Annotated in this window: 15 protein-coding genes and 2 pseudogenes; 9 read left to right on the forward strand and 8 right to left on the reverse strand. The window is 69.4% G+C overall.

The annotated features are described in order from the left end of the window. Nucleotides 1–439: 439 nt before the first annotated feature. The 3 genes and pseudogenes from OHU34_RS01590 (at nt 440) to OHU34_RS01600 (ending at nt 2,469) form a co-directional block, all read left to right on the forward strand. Entirely contained in the window at nt 440–781 is a 342-nt protein-coding gene (locus tag OHU34_RS01590) for a DUF5713 family protein (protein ID WP_142270547.1), read from the forward strand. An 860-nt stretch (nt 782–1,641) separates the two neighbouring features. Continuing rightward, a pseudogene (locus tag OHU34_RS01595) lies at nt 1,642–1,881 on the forward strand (NUDIX domain-containing protein); the annotation flags it as partial. A gap of 183 nt (nt 1,882–2,064) precedes the next feature. Beyond that, on the forward strand, nt 2,065–2,469 hold the full coding sequence (locus OHU34_RS01600; protein WP_142270607.1) for a hypothetical protein: 405 nt from the start codon (nt 2,065–2,067) through the stop codon (nt 2,467–2,469). 354 nt (nt 2,470–2,823) lie between these two features. Here the strand turns inward: OHU34_RS01600 and OHU34_RS01605 are convergent, their stop codons facing one another. Together OHU34_RS01605 and OHU34_RS01610 are read right to left on the reverse strand one after the other, a co-directional pair. Further along, nucleotides 2,824–3,177, reverse strand: a complete 354-nt coding sequence (locus OHU34_RS01605; protein WP_235034814.1) for a helix-turn-helix transcriptional regulator — start codon at nt 3,175–3,177, stop codon at nt 2,824–2,826. An 88-nt stretch (nt 3,178–3,265) separates the two neighbouring features. Further along, nucleotides 3,266–3,778, reverse strand: coding sequence for a hypothetical protein (locus OHU34_RS01610; protein WP_405764184.1), 513 nt, complete (start codon nt 3,776–3,778; stop codon nt 3,266–3,268). A gap of 271 nt (nt 3,779–4,049) precedes the next feature. Here OHU34_RS01610 and OHU34_RS01615 point away from each other — a divergent pair, with 271 nt between their 5' ends. The 3 genes from OHU34_RS01615 to OHU34_RS01625 all read left to right on the forward strand — a co-directional run bounded on the left by OHU34_RS01615 (nt 4,050) and on the right by OHU34_RS01625 (nt 6,592). Further along, the gene (locus OHU34_RS01615) at nt 4,050–4,955 is read left to right on the forward strand and encodes an NADP-dependent oxidoreductase (protein WP_230196823.1); all 906 of its coding nucleotides are present in this window, start codon (nt 4,050–4,052) and stop codon (nt 4,953–4,955) included. A gap of 78 nt (nt 4,956–5,033) precedes the next feature. Further along, nucleotides 5,034–6,095 (forward strand): alkene reductase, encoded by a 1,062-nt coding sequence (locus OHU34_RS01620; RefSeq protein ID WP_405764186.1) that lies wholly within the window; start codon nt 5,034–5,036, stop codon nt 6,093–6,095. 11 nt (nt 6,096–6,106) lie between these two features. After that, complete coding sequence (locus OHU34_RS01625) at nt 6,107–6,592, forward strand: MarR family winged helix-turn-helix transcriptional regulator (RefSeq protein WP_142270543.1); 486 nt, start codon at nt 6,107–6,109, stop codon at nt 6,590–6,592. A gap of 114 nt (nt 6,593–6,706) precedes the next feature. Here the strand turns inward: OHU34_RS01625 and OHU34_RS01630 are convergent, their stop codons facing one another. The 4 genes from OHU34_RS01630 to OHU34_RS01645 form a co-directional block, all read right to left on the reverse strand. After that, entirely contained in the window at nt 6,707–6,895 is a 189-nt protein-coding gene (locus OHU34_RS01630; protein ID WP_405764188.1) for a dihydrofolate reductase family protein, read from the reverse strand. Nucleotides 6,896–7,248: 353 nt separating this feature from the next. Further along, nucleotides 7,249–8,595: an NADP-specific glutamate dehydrogenase gene (gene gdhA / locus OHU34_RS01635; protein ID WP_230196819.1), complete on the reverse strand. Its 1,347-nt coding sequence runs from the start codon at nt 8,593–8,595 to the stop codon at nt 7,249–7,251. A gap of 110 nt (nt 8,596–8,705) precedes the next feature. Next, nucleotides 8,706–9,254, reverse strand: a complete 549-nt coding sequence (locus OHU34_RS01640; RefSeq protein ID WP_405764190.1) for a DUF2809 domain-containing protein — start codon at nt 9,252–9,254, stop codon at nt 8,706–8,708. Between the two features lie 4 nt (nt 9,255–9,258). After that, nucleotides 9,259–9,384, reverse strand: coding sequence for a hypothetical protein (locus OHU34_RS01645; RefSeq protein WP_405772555.1), 126 nt, complete (start codon nt 9,382–9,384; stop codon nt 9,259–9,261). Between OHU34_RS01645 and OHU34_RS01650 the strand changes: the two are divergent. Then, a pseudogene (locus tag OHU34_RS01650) lies at nt 9,337–9,527 on the forward strand (dihydrofolate reductase family protein); the annotation flags it as partial. The gene OHU34_RS01645 and the pseudogene OHU34_RS01650 sit on opposite strands and share 48 nt — an antisense overlap. A gap of 39 nt (nt 9,528–9,566) precedes the next feature. Here the strand turns inward: OHU34_RS01650 and OHU34_RS01655 are convergent. Continuing rightward, the gene (locus OHU34_RS01655; protein ID WP_405772557.1) at nt 9,567–10,475 is read right to left on the reverse strand and encodes a hypothetical protein; all 909 of its coding nucleotides are present in this window, start codon (nt 10,473–10,475) and stop codon (nt 9,567–9,569) included. Nucleotides 10,476–10,993: 518 nt separating this feature from the next. Here OHU34_RS01655 and OHU34_RS01660 point away from each other — a divergent pair. After that, nucleotides 10,994–14,434 carry a CHAT domain-containing protein gene (locus OHU34_RS01660; protein ID WP_405764191.1) on the forward strand — a complete coding sequence of 1,147 codons (3,441 nt, stop codon included), beginning with the start codon at nt 10,994–10,996 and terminating at the stop codon, nt 14,432–14,434. 289 nt (nt 14,435–14,723) lie between these two features. Further along, entirely contained in the window at nt 14,724–17,015 is a 2,292-nt protein-coding gene (locus tag OHU34_RS01665) for a (Fe-S)-binding protein (protein WP_405764193.1), read from the forward strand. Between the two features lie 677 nt (nt 17,016–17,692). Here OHU34_RS01665 and OHU34_RS01670 read toward each other — a convergent pair. Next, nucleotides 17,693–18,301: a TetR/AcrR family transcriptional regulator gene (locus OHU34_RS01670; RefSeq protein ID WP_405764194.1), complete on the reverse strand. Its 609-nt coding sequence runs from the start codon at nt 18,299–18,301 to the stop codon at nt 17,693–17,695. Nucleotides 18,302–18,373: the final 72 nt, after the last annotated feature.

An 18,373-nucleotide genomic window follows, 5' to 3' on the forward strand; every position in this document is an offset into this window, starting at 1 on the left:
GGTGCCACTCCAATCCGGCGGCGGCCGGTCCGTCCTTGGCGAGCAGGCGCACCTTCTGCCCGCCCCGGGTGCGGGCGCCGCCGACGGACAGGCCATGCCCGCGTGGATCGTCGGCACTGACGGCGTGGCAGTTCCTGATCGACGTCGGACACGATCCCCCCTCGCCCTTCCAGGAGACGAAGCATCACCCGGTGCCGCTCGACACCGACACCATGCCGTTTGCGCGCTCCTGGAGTGACGGCCATGCGCGTCCCCCGCCCCCGGACTCCGCATCGTCCCTGGTCATCGGGTATGTCCGCGGACGATGTGCGGACCGGTGGTCCCGGCGGGTTCGTCGGGCGGAAGGTCGTCGTGACCGAGAGCTCGGCGGGCAGAGCATGACTGTCAGTGGCCCGGTGCATGATCGGCTCATTGGTTCATCTACGAGGCCGGGGGCGCTATGCCGATCACCAACGAGCAGGTAGCAGGACGGGCGTTTCTGCGGCCCCTGTACGCGGACACGTACTTCCCCGATCACGTCGTCGACCAGGGCAAGGCGATTCTGCTGCGGCTGTGCGAGCGGATCGAGGCTGAGGAGCCGTCGGACGTGGCGGCCCTGTACGTGCTCACACAAGCCGCGACGGAGGAGTTCAACCTGTTGGAGGCGGAGTTCGAGGCGGCAGGGAGCGAGATCGAGACGGTGGCTCGCGAGGAGATCGCTGAGGACTTCTGGTTTGTCGCGTCGGCTTACGGGTTCGCGGATGCGGACGTGGAGGAGTTGATCGCCACCCGCAATTGGTGAGCAACGGCCGTCTGCCGGTCACAGCCCCCCGTTGAGGACTGCGCCCAACGCAGTCGCCGCGTGTCCGACGAGGCGAGCCTGTCGTATCGCTGGACTCGACGACCGTCGCCGCCAGCAGATGAGGCCACAGGAGTTCGGGGCGACATTCCCGTCGGACGACGAGGCGCCACGCACCGACGAACGCACACAGGCGCGTACGTTGTGGTGCACGAAGCGGTGTACCGGAGGTCCGCCGAAACGGCTGTGGTCAGCGGTCTCCCCCGCCAGCTGGCCGCGTTGTCCGTCGCCGACGTCGCCGATCCCGCGGCCATGCGCCGGGCCGCCGACGCCCGCCACGCGGCCGAGCGCCACGCGCCTTCGTTCCTGACCTGGCTGCGGGATCCCGAGCCTGCCGTGGCGTCCCGGGCGGCGGCGCTGCCGGCGGCATGGTTCCCCGAGGTCCCCGGACTCGCGACCGCGCTGGCCGGCGTGGGGTTCGACACGGGCACCACTCGCGCGTCGGCAAATCGCCCCGGCGTTTCTCCCCGGCTCTCTCGGCCCCGGCGAATTCGCGGCCCTGCACCCACGCCCCGACACCCCCGACTTGTCCCGCGGCATCCCTCCGGCATTCCATCAGCGTCCCCAGCCGCAAGGACTCAGATGCGATGAGGACATTCCCCTCCTCCGGTCTCAGAACTTCGTGTTCCTGGGGCCGCACTGTCAGTGGGGACTGAGATCGTGCCTCCGTGAGCGAATTGGTGGAGCATGTGGATGAGCAGGACCGCGTGTTGGGAGTCGTCGATCGAGGCGAGGCGGAGCGTCAGCACTGGCCGCATCGCATTGCGACGACGATCTGCCGTGATCGGGCAGGGCGGATCTTGGTGTTGCGGCGGTCCGAGACGCTGTCCCGGTTCCCTGGCCACTACGACGTGATGGTCGGTGGCGCCGTGGAGGTGGGTGAGTCGTACGAGGAAGCCGCGGCCCGGGAACTGTCCGAAGAGCTGGGCGTTCGTGTGCTCGTGCGCTTCATGTTCAAGTTCCTTTGCCGGGAGGGGATCAGCCCCGTGTGGTTTGGGGTGCATGAGGCTGTCGTGACTGAACCCCTGATCCCGGACCCGGATGAGATCGCCTGGTGGGGCTGGACGACAGAGGCCGAATTGTGCGAGGTCGTCGATCACCTGCTCTTCGTTCCGGGAGGACGGGAGGCTTTGCGCCGATATCTGCAGTTCGAGTCGGGGCCGGCATCTGAAGAGGTGTCTCCCCGGCGATCTGCCGATGTCAGTGCCGACTGCGATGCCGTCGGCCTGATCCCTTGGAACCTGCTGGTCATCGACAAGGCCCTGCGGGCCGGTTGGGCCGCTGACACCTGTTCCCCGGACGACCTCGCCCGCGCCGGCTGGCAGCCCGGCAACCCGGCGTGGGGTCACTGTGACATCACCGCCTTGATAGTGAACGACATCTTCGGTGGCGACCTCATGGTCGGGGAAGTCCATTGCGGCGGGGAACAACACGGATTTCACTGGTGGAATCGGTTGCCCAGCGGTGTGGAACTTGACCTGACGCGCGAACAGTTCCGGGATGGCCAGACCGTCACCGCGGCCCGAGTCGTCAAACGTCCACCTGGGCCCCTTCCTCGGCGCTGGGAGGAGTATCTCCTTCTGCGCGAACGCGTCATCGAGCACCTCGGTCACCTCCCCGAGCCTGCCTGACCCGCGGAGATCGTGCAGTGTCGGCATCCCCGTCCAGGCACTGGCCGCCTTCGTTGTTGGTCATGATCAGCCGGAAGATCGCGTTGTTCCCCGCCGGGGAGGCGGCGAGGCCCTCTCCTGCGGTCGGGATCTGCGACACCGACGTCACGTCGATCACCGTCGGGGCGGCCGAGCCGGAGCCTGCACTGTCGACGTCAGCAGTGCCGGCGGCCGCGGGGCCGGCCGTCACCAGGCCGAGGCCCCCAGAGCCGCGAACAAGATCGGCTTGCGCATGCTTTTCCCCCATCACTTCGCGACTGGCATGTTCATGGGAGAGACGCTGCCGGTGCCGCCCCGCCCCGGCTTGAGCAGTCCTCAACCGCTCCCCGCGCCCCCGTCGTAGAACCGTGGCAGCGCGCCGACCAGCGACGACCGGCAGCGACTGCGCCCGGGCACCGGGGAGGGGGCTCCGTGGGTTCCACGACGGTTCTGCGACGTTCTACGTGGGACGGTGCCCCCGGTCCGGGCCCGCACCGGGGGCGCGGCCGCGAGGGGCCGGGCCAGCTCGCGCCGCGTGGTGACGCCCGGTTCGGTGTAGGCGTGGTGGAGGTGGTTGTCGACCGTGCGCACCGACAGCGCCAGGGCCTTGGCGATGTCCTTGCTGGCGTTGCCGGCCGCGGCGAGCAGCGTGATCTCCCGCTCGCGGGCCGTCAGCGCGGCCGTGGCCACAGCGGTGGCCAGCTCCGCCGTGCCTCGGCGGCCGCAGGCCGGGCCGCGGTCGCGCGGGCCCGCTGCGAGGGCGCGCGCACCCCGTTGGTCAACAGCAGCATCTCACCGGTGTGATGACCGGTGATCCGCGGTGGTCGATGGACCGGGCCAGCGCGGCATCCTCCGCCCACCAGCGGCGGGCGGTGTCAGGATGCCCGGCCAGCCACTGCGCACGGCCCAGGAAGACCGCCATCCACACCCTCGACCGAATCGGCGGCAACCAGTTCGGCATAAGCGCGCTCGCCCCCCTCAGCGCCTCCGCGGGCCGTCCGGCCTCGCTGAGACTCAGGACGAGCGGAACGCGCTGGACGGCCGGGTGGGAAACCAGGGCGTGCTCGTCGACCTGCCGGTGGCCGGCGTGCGCCCGCTCCGCCCCCACCGCGGCCGCGCCGCTGCACCCCAGCAGGGCCAGCGCGAAGGGCTTCATCCAGGCGCCGCGGAGCCACACGTTGACGTCCGGGGCGTCGGCGACGTCGGGCTCCAGGTCCTCCAGCAGGGCCGGCCCCTGGGGGCGGCCGCGGTCCGCGCCGATGCCTGTGGGGTTCAGGACCTTGCGACGCAAAGGCCTTTCCGGTCCGGCCATCGGTCCCGCCGACCCGCCATCTGCCCGGCGCCGCCGCGGGGTTCGGGGGCGAGGTGACCCCCGGCTGCGCTGGACGGCTCCGGCGGGCGCCTCCCGCTTCGTCCGTCGCCCCGAGGAGACCGGCGCACGACCACAACCGATCTTGCACAGTCACCCGAGCGGCAGCAAATACTTGGCTAGCCACATGCTTGCTGTTACGTTGGTTATGTGTCCAGCCACCTAAATGGGTGGTGACACGAGAGGAGTCGTCATGAAAGCCATCCTGTTCGACCGTTTCGGAGGCACGGAAGTACTGCGCGAGGCGGACATCGAGGTCCCGCAGCCCGGCCCCGGGCAGATCCGCGTCCGCGTCAAGGCAGCCGGGCTGAACGCGCTGGACGGCAAGATCCGCTCCGGGGCACTGGAGGCCGTGTTCCCCACGCCGCTCCCCTCCGTCCCCGGTCACGAGCTCGCCGGCCTCGTGGACGCCCTGGGCGAGGGCGTGCAGGACGTGCGGGTGGGTGATGAGGTGCTGGGCTGGTCGGACACCGGCTCGTATGCCGAGTACGCGCTGGCCACCACCGTGGCCCTCAAGCCCGCCGGCCTCGACTGGCAGCACGCGGTCGCGCTGCCGGTGGCGGGCGAGACGGCCGAGCGGGTCCTGGACCTGCTGGACGTCACCGCCGGGGAGACCGTGCTGATGCACGGCGCGGCCGGAGCGGTCGGCACCCTGGCGGTCCAGCTCGCCACGGCCCGCGGAGCGCGTGTCATCGGCACCGCCGGCCCTGCCAACCAGGACTACCTCACCTCGCTCGGCGCCACCGCGACCCTCTACGGCGAGGGCTTGGTCGAGCGGGTCCGGGCGCTCGCCCCCGACGGCGTGGACGCGGTGTTCGACCTGGCCGGGAAGGGGGCCCTGGAGGACTCCATCACCCTGCGCGGCGGCACGGAGCGCATCGTCACCATCGCCGACTTCCGCGCGCACCAGCTCGGCATCACCTTCGCCAGCGGTACCCAGGACCGCTCGGCCACCCGCCTGGCCGCCCTGGCGCAGGATGCCGCGACCGGCAAGGTCGTCACCACCGTCAGCACCTACCCGCTCGCCGAGGCCGCCACGGCCCAGCAGGTCAGCGACGCCGGACACGTCCGGGGCAAGCTCGTCCTCACCCTCGGCTGATCACGCCCGTCACGGCACCCACCACACCCGTCGCCATCCCGATGACCACCTGGCCATCGCCGCACCGAAGGACCTCGCATGCTGAATTCCCTGTGGACACCGACCACCGTCGGCGACATCTCCCTGCCGCACCGCCTGGTCATGGCCCCCATGACCCGTGACCGCTCCACACCTGAAGGCGTACCGACCGAGCTGAACGCCGAGTACTACGCCCAGAGGGCCTCACACGCGCTCATCATCACGGAGGGGACCCAGCCCTCCGCCGACGGCCAGGGCTACCTCCTCACCCCCGGCATCCACAATGACGAGCAGATCGCCGGGTGGCGCAAGGTCACCGACGCCGTGCACGCGGCCGCCGGCCGGATCGTCATCCAGCTGATGCACACCGGACGCATCGCCCACCCCGACAACACCCCCCACGGGCGCCAGCCGGTGGCCCCTTCGGCGATCCGGCCGCAGGGCGCGATGTTCACCGCGTCCGGGCCCCAGGAGATGCCGGAACCCCGTGCTCTGTCGACGCAGGAGGTCGCGGCGACCGTCGACGACTTCCGCCGCGCCGCGGCGGCTGCCGTCGCGGCAGGCGCCGACGGCGTGGAGATCCACGGCGCCAACGGCTACCTGGTGCACCAGTTCCTGTCCGACAACACCAATCAGCGCACCGACCGCTACGGCGGTTCCCTCGACAACCGCATCCGCTTCGCCGTCGAGGTCGCCGCTGCCGTGGCCGGCGAGATCGGCACCGACCGCACCGGCCTGCGCATCTCCCCCGGCAACCCCTACAACGACATCGCCGAGTCCGACACCGCCGAGCTGTATCCGGCTCTCCTGCGCGCCCCCAGCCCGCTGGGCCTCGCCTACCTCCACGTGTTGCACGCGGGTGACGAGGAGCTGCTGGGTACCCTGCGCGCGCTGTGGCCGACCACGCTGATCCTCAACCGGGCCGGCACCGACCTGCCGACCCGCGCCAAGGACGTCGACAACGGCACGGCCGACCTTGTCTCCGTCGGCGCCCTCGCGCTCGCCAACCCGGACCTGGTCGAGCGGCTACGCTCTGACGCGCCGCTGAACACCCCCGACCCGGCGACCTTCTACGGCGGCGGAGTGGCCGGCTATACCGACTACCCCACCCACACCGTCTGAGGAACGAACTCATGCCCGTGCCCGCCCCGACACCCCGCAACCCCACTACGGCCAGCGAGGGGCCGATGAGCTACGCGATCTTCCAGCTCGCGCGCGCTCATCGGGCTCGCGCCGGCGCCATGCTCCGCGAGATGGACCTGCATCCCGGACAGGAACTGCTGCTGATGCAGCTCCTCGACCGGGATGGCCAGACGCAGTCCGAGCTGCTCGAAAGCGTCGGCCTGGACCACTCCACCGTCTCCAAGTCCCTACGCCGCATGCAGGACGCCGGCCTGCTCGTCCGCGAGCCGGCCGAACACGACCGGCGCGTCATGGTGGTCCACCTCACCGACAAGGGCCGTGCCATGCGCGAGCCCCTGGCAGCCATGTGGCGGGCCCTGGAGGAGACCTCCGCGCGGAACCTGTCGGAGCAGCAGGCAGAGTCCTTCGTCCGCACCGCCTACGCCATCGCCGACGCGATCAACAGCCGCGCTCTCCCGCAGGAGGAGCCCGGGTAACTCTCCGCGGCCTGCCTCCGGTTCCCGCCGGGCGTGCGCATCATTCCCGGTGATCCGACGGTGTGGACAGTACCGCAGCCCGCTCGGGTCGCCGCGGTGCAGCCGGGTGTTCGGCTACCGTGGGTGCACGGCGTAGGTCAGGTGCGTCACCCGCGACGACGGCTGCGAACGGACCGGCTCCAGCGCCACCCCGGACGCGTCCACGCCGTCGAACAGGCGGGTGCCGACGCCGAAGAGCACCGGTGACAGCGTGATCGAGAACTCGTCGACCAGGCCCGCGTTCAGGACCTCCCGGCAGCGCACCGAATTCCGTCAACTCGTCAGCGAGTTGACCACCCCTCCGCCACTGACCTGACAAAAGTGTCGCCGCGGCCCCACTCCCGTCCTCTCCCCGACGAGTTGGCCGGCACGCCGGCACGCCGGGTGGGCTCCCGCGCCGAACGGTATGGGAACCGGTCACACGTGAACGGTTCGTGAGCTGTTCTCCCCTACGGCACGCCAGCACGATGGTGCGGGAAACAGGACGGCCGCGCGGTTCCAGGCGCCGTCCCGGAGGTCACTGTCGAACAGAGAGGCTCACCGTGATCACTGGGTGCCGTTCGGTACGCCGCGCGCCTCATGCGCGCTGCGCACGGCGTACCGCGCGACGGCCCGCGCTACACGACGCCCTGGGCCGTCATCGCTTCCGCCACCCGCAGGAAGCCCGCGATGTTGGCGCCCAGGACGTAGTCGTCGGGGGTGCCTCCGTACATCTCGGCGGTGGTGCGGCACTGGTCGTGGACACCCCGCATGACGGCTGCCAGACGGGTCTCGGTCTGCTCGAAGGTCCACACGTCGCGGGAGGCGTTCTGCTGCATCTCCAGCGCGGAGGTGGCCACGCCGCCCGCGTTGGCGGCCTTGCCGGGACCGAACAGGACGCCCGCCTCACGGAAGACCTCGATCGCCTCCGGGGTGCACGGCATGTTGGCGCCCTCGGCGACGGCCAGAACGCCGTTCTTCACCAGCACCCCCGCTTCCTGGCCGCCCAGTTCGTTCTGCGTGGCACACGGCAGCGCGATGTCGCAGGGCACGTCGAAGACCGAGCCCCGGTCGGAGAACCGTGCCGTGGGCTTGGCCTCCGCATAGGCCGACAGGCGCGCCCGCCGTACCTCCTTGACCGTCTTCAGCAGCTCCAGGTCAATGCCGTCCGCGTCGACCAGATAGCCGGAGGAGTCCGAACAGGCCACTACGGACCCGCCCAGCGCGTGCACCTTTTCGATCGCGTAGACCGCCACGTTCCCCGACCCGGAGACCACGGCCTTGCGGCCGTCGAGACCCTGTCCACGCGTGGCCAGCATCTCCTGCGCGAAGTACACCGCGCCGTAGCCGGTGGCCTCGGTCCTGGCCTGGGAGCCGCCCCAGGTGACGCCCTTGCCGGTCAGCACTCCCGCCTCGAAGCGGTTGGTGATCCGCTTGTACTGGCCGAAGAGGTAGCCGATCTCGCGCCCGCCCACACCGATGTCCCCGGCGGGGACGTCGGTGTGCTCGCCCAGGTGCCGGTACAGCTCGGTCATGAACGCCTGGCAGAAACGCATGACCTCATGGTCGCTGCGACCCTTGGGATCAAAGTCCGAGCCGCCCTTGCCGCCGCCGATCGCCAGCCCGGTCAGCGCGTTCTTGAAAATCTGCTCGAAGCCCAGGAATTTCACGATGCCGAGGTTCACGCTCGGATGGAAGCGAAGACCGCCCTTGTAGGGGCCGAGGGCGCTGCTGAACTCCACCCGAATGCCGCGGTTGACCTGTACCCGCCCGGCGTCGTCCACCCACGGCACCCGGAAGATCAGCTGTCGCTCGGGCTCGCACAGCCGCTCGGGGATCAACGCGTCGACGTACTCCGGATGCGCCTGCAAGGCCGGCGCCAGCGTGTGCAGCACCTCTCCCACCGCCTGGTGAAACTCGGTCTCACCGGCGTTGCGCCGGCAGACCTGTGCGTAGACGGCCTCGATGTGAGCACTGGGGTTCATGCGCGCCTGCTCTCCTGTGTTCCGCCAGGCACTCACCTTCGTCCAGCGTGCCTGGCCGCTGTCCTGTCAACGAATACGGACGACAGGAGTCTCTGTGTCAGTGAAGAAGGTCACCGATATGTGTTTCGGCGGCCGCGCTTCTCGCCACGGCTGAAGTCCGCAGGCCGTGATGGATCCGCAGGACGACGACGGACCCGCCCCGCGCATCGTCCTGAGTACCCTCGCCTCGCATGCCCGCGCCCTCGGCGTGAGGAGAGGGAACCCACCGTGGCGTGGATGAGGCAGCCCATGACTGCGCCGACCGCGTACCAGAACAGGTCGATTGCGTTGAAGGTGGAACCGAGCACCAGGCGGGCAAGGGTGCTTCTCTGCGCGAGTTCTGCCGGCACCTGGCTGAGCTGCAGGAACTCGACTGCGCAACTGACGGCCAGCGCGCCTCCAGCGGCCTTCAGTCGCGTGACTCGCGGCGCCACCAGAACGACAAGGGTGAGAAGCAGGACGGTGTACAGCGCGTCTCCACCGTACTTGGCCACGTCCCCGGACACCCCCGCCCTGAGTCCCAGCCCCGCGGCGACGGTCACCATCGCGGCGCCGAACGCCACCAGACGGGTCCGTACCCGGTCGGCGGCGCCGTCATGGGTTTCGGATATGTGAGCCACAAGGTCATATTGCCTCAACGCCGGTGCCCGCGGTGGAGTCCACCGCGGCCGCACGCAGGTCGTCGTCGTGCGGGGCGGCCCGACTCTCGTGCGGCACGGCCTCGTCGACGAGTACCGGCTGACCATCCATCCGGTGATCATCGGCACCGGCAAGCGACTGTTCGCCGACGGAGCGATCCCCGCTGCGCTGGAGCCGGTCAGCGTTTCGACGACGAAGGGCGGCACCATCGTCGGCGTCTCCGGCCGAACGGTAGGCCCAGCTACGACAGCTACTGGGACCTGTCCGGGCGATCACTGGTCCCACTTATCGGCTCAGCGCCCCTTGCGCACCAGCGCGGTAATCCGCTCGCCCTCGGCGATCGTGATCGGGCCGGTTGCGTCCGCGCTGATACCAAGAGCGGTGGCCAGTGTTCGGGCGTGCAGGTCGACCGCGGCCTCGGACAGGGCGGACAGGTCCGAGACAGCCGCGCGGGCCCGGGCCCAGCCTGTGGTTCCGATCACCGCGCCGATGAGAGCGGCGGGCCACCACACAGCCCCCAGGAAGAAGTAGGGCCACGCCCAGGACCCGATGGCGGCAGCGCGCGCGAACCCGGCGTGGGCGGCCGTGATCTCGCCCCGCACCGTGTCGGGCAGCACCAGCCAGAGCCGGGGCCAGGCGAACGCCAGGTCAAGGCCCGAACGGTGAAGTGCGACCTGCTCGACGGCCTGGATCCGGTCCCCCATCCAGGTGGGCCGGGCAGGTTCGGCCAGTGCCAGCCGATTGATTCGGTCGGCCGCCGCGTTGATCCGGCTCTGCTGTTCCCTGCTTCGCGACTCACCGGGATGCGACCGTTCCAGCTCCCGCCTGCGTGCCACCTCTTGGTGCCAACGCCGGAATCTTCGGGCGACCAGTCGGCGCCGCACCGGCGCGAACGGGCGTGGCCATGCGCCGAGCCAGATCCGCTGGGTCACTCCGGCCAGTGCCTGGACCGCCAGACCCACGCCGGCAGCCGCGAGCAGCAAGCCGACAGCTGCGACGACCCGGCTCGTCACCGGCATCCGGGCGAGCGCAGCCATCGTGTCGGACGCCGTGCGAAGCAGGAGTTCGTGGTCCACGGCGTCTCGTTGGGAAAGGGCGGCTCCCGCTCGTGCCGCAGCGACGAACAGCAGACCGGGAAGGAGCAGCAGGCTCACCCACTTTTCGGCCAGCTTCTTGCCCAGCTCCTGAAAGAAGTTCTCCACCGGCCCTACTGCCCGCGCATCGGCCGGCCGGTAAGCAGGCATCGGGGAACCGGACCGGCCGGGTACGGGCTGAACGCCACACGTGCGCAAGCCCCGTCGGGGCACTCGAACCGCTCCTCGGCGGCCTGTCCCGGACCGGCGGCAGGCAGCCCGCTGCTCAACGCCTGCCTGGTCTCATCCGGATCGGCTCCCAGCAGAATTCTCAGGAGGGGAAGAACCGGGCGCCGTGCCCGCGCCTGGTCCTCGATGCGCCTGAGCAGCAGTCGTTGCTCCTCGGACAACTGAGAGCATTCAGCGCGCAGTTCCGGCAACTCGGCACACAAGGCGCTCAGGGCATCCCGCTCCGCTGCCTCCACCGGCACCCCGCTTCCCTCGGCGATGTTCCATCGTATGACCCTCGCCCACCGCCGCGGCGGCGTTGCGGAAAACCTGCCAATTCCCCTTTCAGCGCGGCCTCACGACCGTATCCTGACGGGACCTGACGTCGGATTCGACCAGCCGTCGACGACCGGAGGACGATGGATTTCTGGCGCGACGCCACCGATCTGACTCAGCGGATCGAGCGCTATCGCTCCCTCGGTAACCAGGACGACATTCTCGAACAGGCTGCCTGTGTTGTGGCCGAACGAGTATGGCTGGGCGCCCAACCCACCGATTCGTGTTCTCCGACGAATGAGGAGTCATCGCGTTTCCGCAACGCGTGCTATCTCCTGGGGTGGTGGCATTTTCTGCGCTACGAGCACGCCCCGTTCGAGGTGTCCGATCCCGGCGAACTAGCCCGCGCGATCGTCTATTTGGCCGAATTCCCTTTCGAGGAGTGGACCGTTCCCGCAGATCTGCTCACGATACTTCCCGGTCATCGGGCCGATCCCCGCGTGCAGGCTTCGGTCGCTGCCGGACTGCTTCGCAGCGTCCAGGACAGCGGTGACCTGACCGCCGTGGAGGCGGCGATCGTGATCTGTTCGTCGCACGGCGAGACGAATCCGGAGGAGGAGGTCCAGCTCGTCGGCCTGCTCGCCGTCGCTCATCGGCTGCGGTTCCAGCATACGGCGGCCGGCGAGGAGGACCCCGAGGATCTACACCTCGCGGTCGAAGGGGGTGAACTGTTGCTCACTGCCCTTCGTCCCGACGATCCGCGCTACGTCCCCGCGGTGGGCAATCTCGCCGTCGCCTACCGCTTGCGGTTCGGGACACACAGGGACTGGGAGGATCTGCGCCGAGCCATCGAACTGGGCGAGAGCGCCACGAACGCGGTGCATCCGGAGCGGGACGACATGCTTGCCGACCTGTCGACTGCCTACGATGACGCGTACGAACACACCGGCGAGTTGACCTACCTGCACGCGTGCGCGAGTAGCGCCGACCGGGCACTCGCGGCCTTCCCCGACGACACGGAACTGCTCGGCACACTGGGGCTCAAGCTGTGCTACGTCCGCCAAACGCTGTTCGGAGCGACGAGAGACCACGCCGAACTGGCCGGTAGCATCGAGATCGGTCTGCGCGTTGTCGGCGCGGCACCTGCCGGATGGCCCGAGCAGACTTCGCTGTTGTTGCAGCTCAGCATGGCCGGCTGGGTGTTGTTCGACTGTACTGGAGCCGCCGAGGATCTGCGGCGGGCCATCGAGTTGAGCGAACAGGCCCTTCGGGCAACTCCGGAGAACAGCCGGCTTCCGGATTTCATCCTCACGCAATTCGCGAAATGCGTCGACACAGCCGCCACCGACTCCGACACCATCGGCATGGCGATCGAATTCGGTGAGCGAATCCTGGAAGTTCGGCCTTCGCGGACTGTCCGATCCAAGTTGGCCTCGACCTACGCCTGGCGTTTCCTGCAGACCGGCGTCACGCGGGACCTCGACTCGGCGCTCCGCCACGCTGATCAGGTACTTGCGGGGTTGACCGCCGACCATCCGCAGCACGCCTGGCTGACGGCAGAGACCGCCGGAATCCATATCACCGCCTCGGAATCCGGCCGCCGGCCCGCCCACCTGGACTCGGCGATCGAGGTGCTCGAACGCGTCCTGGCCGATGCCGCGGATGCACTCACCGATCACGACCGGGCGGCGGTCAAGTCCAACCTCGCGACAGCGCTCGTGAGCCGCGCCCGGTTGACCGGCACGCCGGAAGACATCGCCTCGGCGATCGACCTCACCGACGGGGCTCTTCGGCTGCTCGCCCACGACGATCCCGCCCGGGCTCCGATCGTCGCCGCGCAGGGCTCCGCCTGGCACGCCAGGTTCGATGTCACCGGCAATGCCTACGACCTGCGCAAGGCCGTCCGGGCCACCGAACAGGCCCTGGCCACCGGGAGCGGCCCGGTAGCCGATCGGCTGCGGTTGCGGTGGCTGGCCAACCTGGCCCAGGCATACCAGGATCTCCACGACACCGCCGCGGGCGAGGTGGACCACGGCCGGGTGGCTGCCCTGGCCGAGCAATGGCGGTCCGGGCAGACGGGCGAACCTGCCGAGCGGATGTACGCGGGATTCGCCCTCGGCTCCCTCACCCACGCCATGGGTGACCATGACATCGCGGTGGAACTGCTCGACGCGGCAGTCGCCCTGCTGCCCACCACCGCCCCCCGGGCCAACGACTGGTACGACAACGAACCACGGCTCCGCAACCACTTCGGCCTCACCGAGGAAGCCGTAGCGGCCCACATCACCGGATCGGATCCCCGGGGCGCCGTCGAGATCGCCGAGGCCGGCCGGGGTGTACTGCTCTCGTCGGCGCTCGACACCAGGTCCGACCTGACCGACCTCGCCGCGGCTCAACCGGGCCTGGCCCGCGCGTTCGACCGGAGTCGGCGGCAGTTCGACGCCGTCGGGGCAGCGAGCCGGCCGGGAACGTGGGCCGACCATCAGCGGCTGCTGGAACAGATCCGGACGACGGCGGGATTCGAGCGCTTCCTGCAACCGCCCCGCTTCACCGACCTGCGATCATCCGTGCCGGCTGGAGCAGCGGTCCTGATCAACTCGGGGAAGCACCGCAGCGATGCCATCATCGTCACCGGCGACGCCGAGCCGATCGTCGTCGCCCTGCCCGGCCTGCGCAACGACGGCGTACTGTTTTGGGTCGCCTCACTCCTCGGCGTGATCAGCGACCCGCCGTCACTCGCCGGCGCACTGCGCCGGCGCCGGGTCCTGCGCGACCTCCTCGCCTGGCTGTGGACCACCACGGCCGAACGGGTCTTCGAGGCCCTCGGCCCGCCCGGTCCCGAAGCCCACCGGGTGTGGTGGGTGCCCACCGGCCTGCTAGGTCTCTTCCCCTGGCACGCCGCGGGCCTGCCCGGCCGGCCGGGCAGCCTCGACCTCGCAGTCTCGTCGTACGCGCCGACCTTGCGGGTGCTCGCCCACGCCCACAGCCGACCTGTCGCGAGCACCCGACGGCAGCTCACCGTCGCGCTGGAACACACACCGGGCCTGCCCCGGCTCCCGGGCACTGTGGCCGAGGCAGCGCACCTGCACGCCTCCCGGCCCGGCCCGCACATGCTCGTCGACTCCGCCGCCACCGTCGCTGCCGTACGCGCCGCGCTGCCTGCAACCACCTGGGCTCACTTCGCCTGCCATGCGGTCTCCGATTTCAACGCGCCGGCCGGCGGCGCAATCCACCTTGAAGACGGCGTGATCACCGTCACCGACATCAGCCGCCTCCGGCTCCGGAGCGCCGAACTCGCCTACCTCTCCGCCTGTTCGACAGCAGATCGAGGACTGGGTGCCAACGAATCGATCAATCTCGCCTCCGCGTTCCATCTGGCCGGCTTCCGGCACGTCGTCGCCACCCTCTGGCCCCTCAACGACACCATCGCCGCGGGAGCCGCGCGTGCCTTTTACCAGCATCTGCCCGACGGCACGACCGCCGATGACGCCGCCCTGGCCCTGCACCGCGTGATCCGCCAGCTGCGTGCCGAGCATCCCAACCGCCCCGACTTGTGGGCCGGCCTCATTCACAGCGGGCCGTGACCTCGCTGATATCCGCAGACACAGGCACAGGCACAGGCGTCCGCCGCCGGGGGTCAGGCGCGCGGCGAACGGGCCGGGAACGCTGACAAGCCGGCCGCGGGCGCCCGCCCGATCCGCCGCGCCAACTCCCGCCGACAGCAGGTGCGTTATGCGCGCGGGGCGGGCCGCTGAGCGACGCAGATCACCACACCCCCCGGCTACAGCGCGGCGCGGGAAGTGGGTAGTCTCAGACCGAACCACCTAAGTTACCGCTTAGTAGTTCCGTTTTCGCAGTTCGAGGAGTCCGCCCATGCAACTCGCCGCGATCATCGTGTCGCTGGTCCTCATCGTGGTCGGTGTAGCGCTGTTCGGCCAGGCCGTCCTGGCGATCTACCGCTTCATACGGCTCGGCCAGCCCGTCGCCGCCCAGACCCGAACGGACCGCCCCCTCGCACGCACCCTCACCGTGGTCCGGGAGTTTCTCGGCCACAGCCGGATGAACCGCTGGGGTGTCATCGGGGTGGCGCACTGGTTCGTGGCTGTCGGCTTCTACACACTGCTGCTCACCATCGTCAACGCCACCGGCCAGCTCTTCGAGCCCGACTGGCTCCTGCCGGTCATCGGCGACTGGACCCCCTACAACGTCTTCGTCGAGTTCCTCGGCACGATGACGGCGCTGGGCATCTTGACCCTGATCGCCGTCCGGCAGCTGAGCCGGGCCGGCCGCGCGGGCGGCAAGTCCCGCTTCGCGGGCTCCAAGACCGGTCAGGCCTACTTCGTCGAGTACGTCATCCTCACGGTCGGCGTGTGCATCGTGGTGCTGCACGCCCTGGAAGGCGCCCAGCACCACGTCGAGCACTACGAGGCCTCGTTCTTCGTCTCCTACCCGCTGCTCGCCTGGTTCGAGGGGATGAGCACCTCCACCCTGCACACCCTCACCTACTTCTTCGCCGGCCTGAAGATCGCGACGTCGTTCATCTGGATGATCGTGGTCTCGCTGAACACCAACATGGGTGTGGCCTGGCACCGTTTCCTGGCGTTCCCGAACATCTGGTTCAAGCGCAACGCCGACGGTGCCACCGCGCTGGGCGGTCTGCTGCCGATGACGTCGGGCGGCAAGCCGATCGACTTCGCCGACCCCGGCGACGACGACGTCTTCGGCGTCTCCCAGGTCGAGCAGTTCTCCTGGAAGGGCCTGCTCGACTTCTCCACCTGCACCGAGTGCGGCCGCTGCCAGTCGCAGTGCCCCGCCTGGAACACCGGCAAGCCGCTCTCCCCCAAACTCCTGATCATGTCGCTGCGCGACCACGCGCACGCCAAGGCCCCCTACCTCCTGGCCGGCGGCGGCAAGACCGTGGAAGGCGAGGAGAAGGCCTCCGCCGAGCAGCTGGCCGGGGTGCCGGCCGCCGCGCTCGCCGAGGCCGAACGCCCGCTGATCGGCACCGCCGAAGAGAACGGTGTCATCGACCCGGACGTGCTGTGGTCGTGCACCACCTGCGGCGCCTGCGTCGAGCAGTGCCCCGTCGACATCGAACACGTCGACCACATCGTCGACATGCGCCGCTACCAGGTGATGATCGAGTCCGCGTTCCCGTCCGAGGCGGGCACGATGCTCAAGAACCTGGAGAAGAAGGGCAACCCCTGGGGCCTGGCGAAGAAGCAGCGCCTGGAATGGCTCAAGGAGGTCGACTTCGACATCCCCGTCGTCGGCCGTGACATCGAGGACCTCGGCGAGGTCGAGTACCTGTACTGGGTCGGCTGCGCCGGCGCCCTGGAGGACCGCGCGAAGAAGACCACCAAGGCCTTCGCCGAACTCCTGCACATCGCGGGCGTCAAGTTCGCGATCATGGGCGGCGACGAGAAGTGCACCGGCGACTCCGCCCGCCGCCTCGGCAACGAGCCCCTCTTCCAGGAACTCGGCATGGAGAACGTCATGTCCCTCAACGCCGCGTTCGGCGAGGAGACGGACGACGACGGCAACGTCACCGAGGAGTCACGCAAGCCGAAGTCGGCGAAGAAGATCGTCGCGACCTGCCCGCACTGCCTCAACACCCTCGGCAACGAATACCCGCAGCTCGGCGGCGACTACGAGGTCATCCACCACACCCAGCTGCTCCAGCACCTCATCGACGAGGGCAAGCTCATCCCCGTCACCCCGGTCGAGGGCCTCATCACCTACCACGACCCCTGCTACCTGGGCCGGCACAACAAGATCTACACGCCCCCGCGCGAGATCATCGCCAACGTCCCCGGCCTGCGCAACGAGGAGATGCACCGCCACAAGGAACGCGGCTTCTGCTGCGGCGCCGGCGGCGCACGGATGTGGATGGAGGAGCGGATCGGCAAGCGCATCAACAACGAGCGCGTCGACGAAGCCCTCTCCCTCAACCCCGACATCGTCTCCACCGCCTGCCCGTTCTGCCTCGTCATGCTCACCGACTCCGTCAACGGCAAGAAGAACGAAGGCAAGGCCAAGGAATCCATCCAGGTCGTCGACGTCTCCCAGCTCCTCCTGGAATCCGTCAAGACCCCGGTCGACGACGAACCCCCCGCGGGCGAGGCACAGACCGAGAACGAACCGGAACCCCAACCGGTGGAGTAACACGCACACAGACAGCACACGCGGCCGGTGGCATACGACGGCCGTACGCCCGCCGGGTACCTGGGCCGGCGGGCGCCGTCGGGTGGCAACCCAGGCCCGATCGGTGTCTGTGACCTCGTCGCTGCCCCAAGCCGCCGGCCGAGGCCCGTTTGAGCAGCCGTACATCCAGTTCCGGCCGCGATCTATGCCACTGGCTGGTTTGTGGTGCATGGTGAGGTGCGGGTTCCGCCTCCCCCGGGGCGAGAATCCCTTTGCTGGGCCCTGCCGTCTGCCACGGATGACAGGGCCCGCCGCGCCTCCCGGCTCCCCACGGGAGGCATGCGGCTGCCCCGGCGTGGATGCTGAGAGCCTCCGCCCGGCTGCCACCGGGATCTGCGACCGGTTCGATCCGGCGACTTCCAGCCGTCGCGCGATCAGCAACACCGATTCGGCGGCGTGGATCTGAGGGAGAAGCACTCGCCGCCGTCTCCCACCGCCCGGCCTCGACGGGCCCGAGACGACACACCGGGCTTCCGGAATCTGCGCGCGGGCGGCGCGGCTCGCCAGGCAGCCGTGACTGTCACGGCTTCAGTGGATCGGGGCGCTCTTCAAGCACCATCGGGACGGCCGCCCTTCGGCAGTCAGACGAGTGCAGGTGGCCCTCCGACCACGGCCGAAAGACGTATGCCCGCCGGCCCTCAGGTGAGTGGCCAGTTACGTAGGAGGGCGTCGGCCATCTCCTGAAGTTCGTCGCGGCGGACACCGCTCGCGGCCTGCACGGCGAGGCCGTAGCCGAAGGTGGTGAGGCAGCGGGCCAGTAGCCCCGGATCGGTCTGCGGAGGCAGGTCGCCGTCGTCGACGGCACGCTGGAACCGCTCCCGGATACAGGAGTAGCCGTTGGCGCGCCAGGCGACCAGGAGGTCATGGACTTCCTGCCCGGAGTCGCTGGTGGCCAAGGCGCTCTGGACGCCCAGGCATCCGTGGGGCTGGGCCGGGCGGGTGGTGGTTCGAACGGTGCCGGCCAGGATCGCGGTGGCGACGCCGAGGGCGGTCGGCTCCTCCAACGCTCGTGCCAGGTATGCGCTCGGGCCTTCGCTGTAGCGCTCCAGGACCTTGCGGAACAGCTTCTCCTTGTTGCCGAAGGCTGCGTACATGCTGGTGGTGGAGATGCCCATCGCGTTCGTCAGGCAGGCCGTGCTGGCCCCCTCGTAGCCGTGCTTCCAGAAAACCAGCATGGCGCGCTCGAGAGCTTCGTCAGCGTCGAATCCTCGCGGCCGGCCGACAGGGCCGCTCTGTTTCGTCTCCACCTCCACAGCCTACCTTCCGCAGCGATCGCTGCAGAAGTGCTAACGTTCGACTTCCGCAGTGATCGCTACAGA

Origin of the sequence: Streptomyces sp. NBC_00080 (assembly GCF_045041255.1) — a bacterium.
Lineage (GTDB): Bacteria > Actinomycetota > Actinomycetes > Streptomycetales > Streptomycetaceae > Streptomyces > Streptomyces coriariae.

Bases quoted from the DNA above. Each gene is read 5' to 3' on its own strand.
- OHU34_RS01665 (WP_405764193.1), top strand. From the start codon at position 14,724: ATGCAACTCGCCGCGATCATCGTGTCGCTGGTCCTCATCGTGGTCGGT.
- OHU34_RS01620 (WP_405764186.1), top strand. From the start codon at position 5,034: ATGCTGAATTCCCTGTGGACACCGACCACCGTCGGCGACATCTCCCTG.
- OHU34_RS01645 (WP_405772555.1), bottom strand. From the start codon at position 9,384: ATGGATGGTCAGCCGGTACTCGTCGACGAGGCCGTGCCGCACGAGAGT.
- OHU34_RS01590 (WP_142270547.1), top strand. From the start codon at position 440: ATGCCGATCACCAACGAGCAGGTAGCAGGACGGGCGTTTCTGCGGCCC.
- OHU34_RS01625 (WP_142270543.1), top strand. From the start codon at position 6,107: ATGCCCGTGCCCGCCCCGACACCCCGCAACCCCACTACGGCCAGCGAG.
- OHU34_RS01615 (WP_230196823.1), top strand. From the start codon at position 4,050: ATGAAAGCCATCCTGTTCGACCGTTTCGGAGGCACGGAAGTACTGCGC.
- OHU34_RS01660 (WP_405764191.1), top strand. From the start codon at position 10,994: ATGGATTTCTGGCGCGACGCCACCGATCTGACTCAGCGGATCGAGCGC.
- gdhA (WP_230196819.1), bottom strand. From the start codon at position 8,595: ATGAACCCCAGTGCTCACATCGAGGCCGTCTACGCACAGGTCTGCCGG.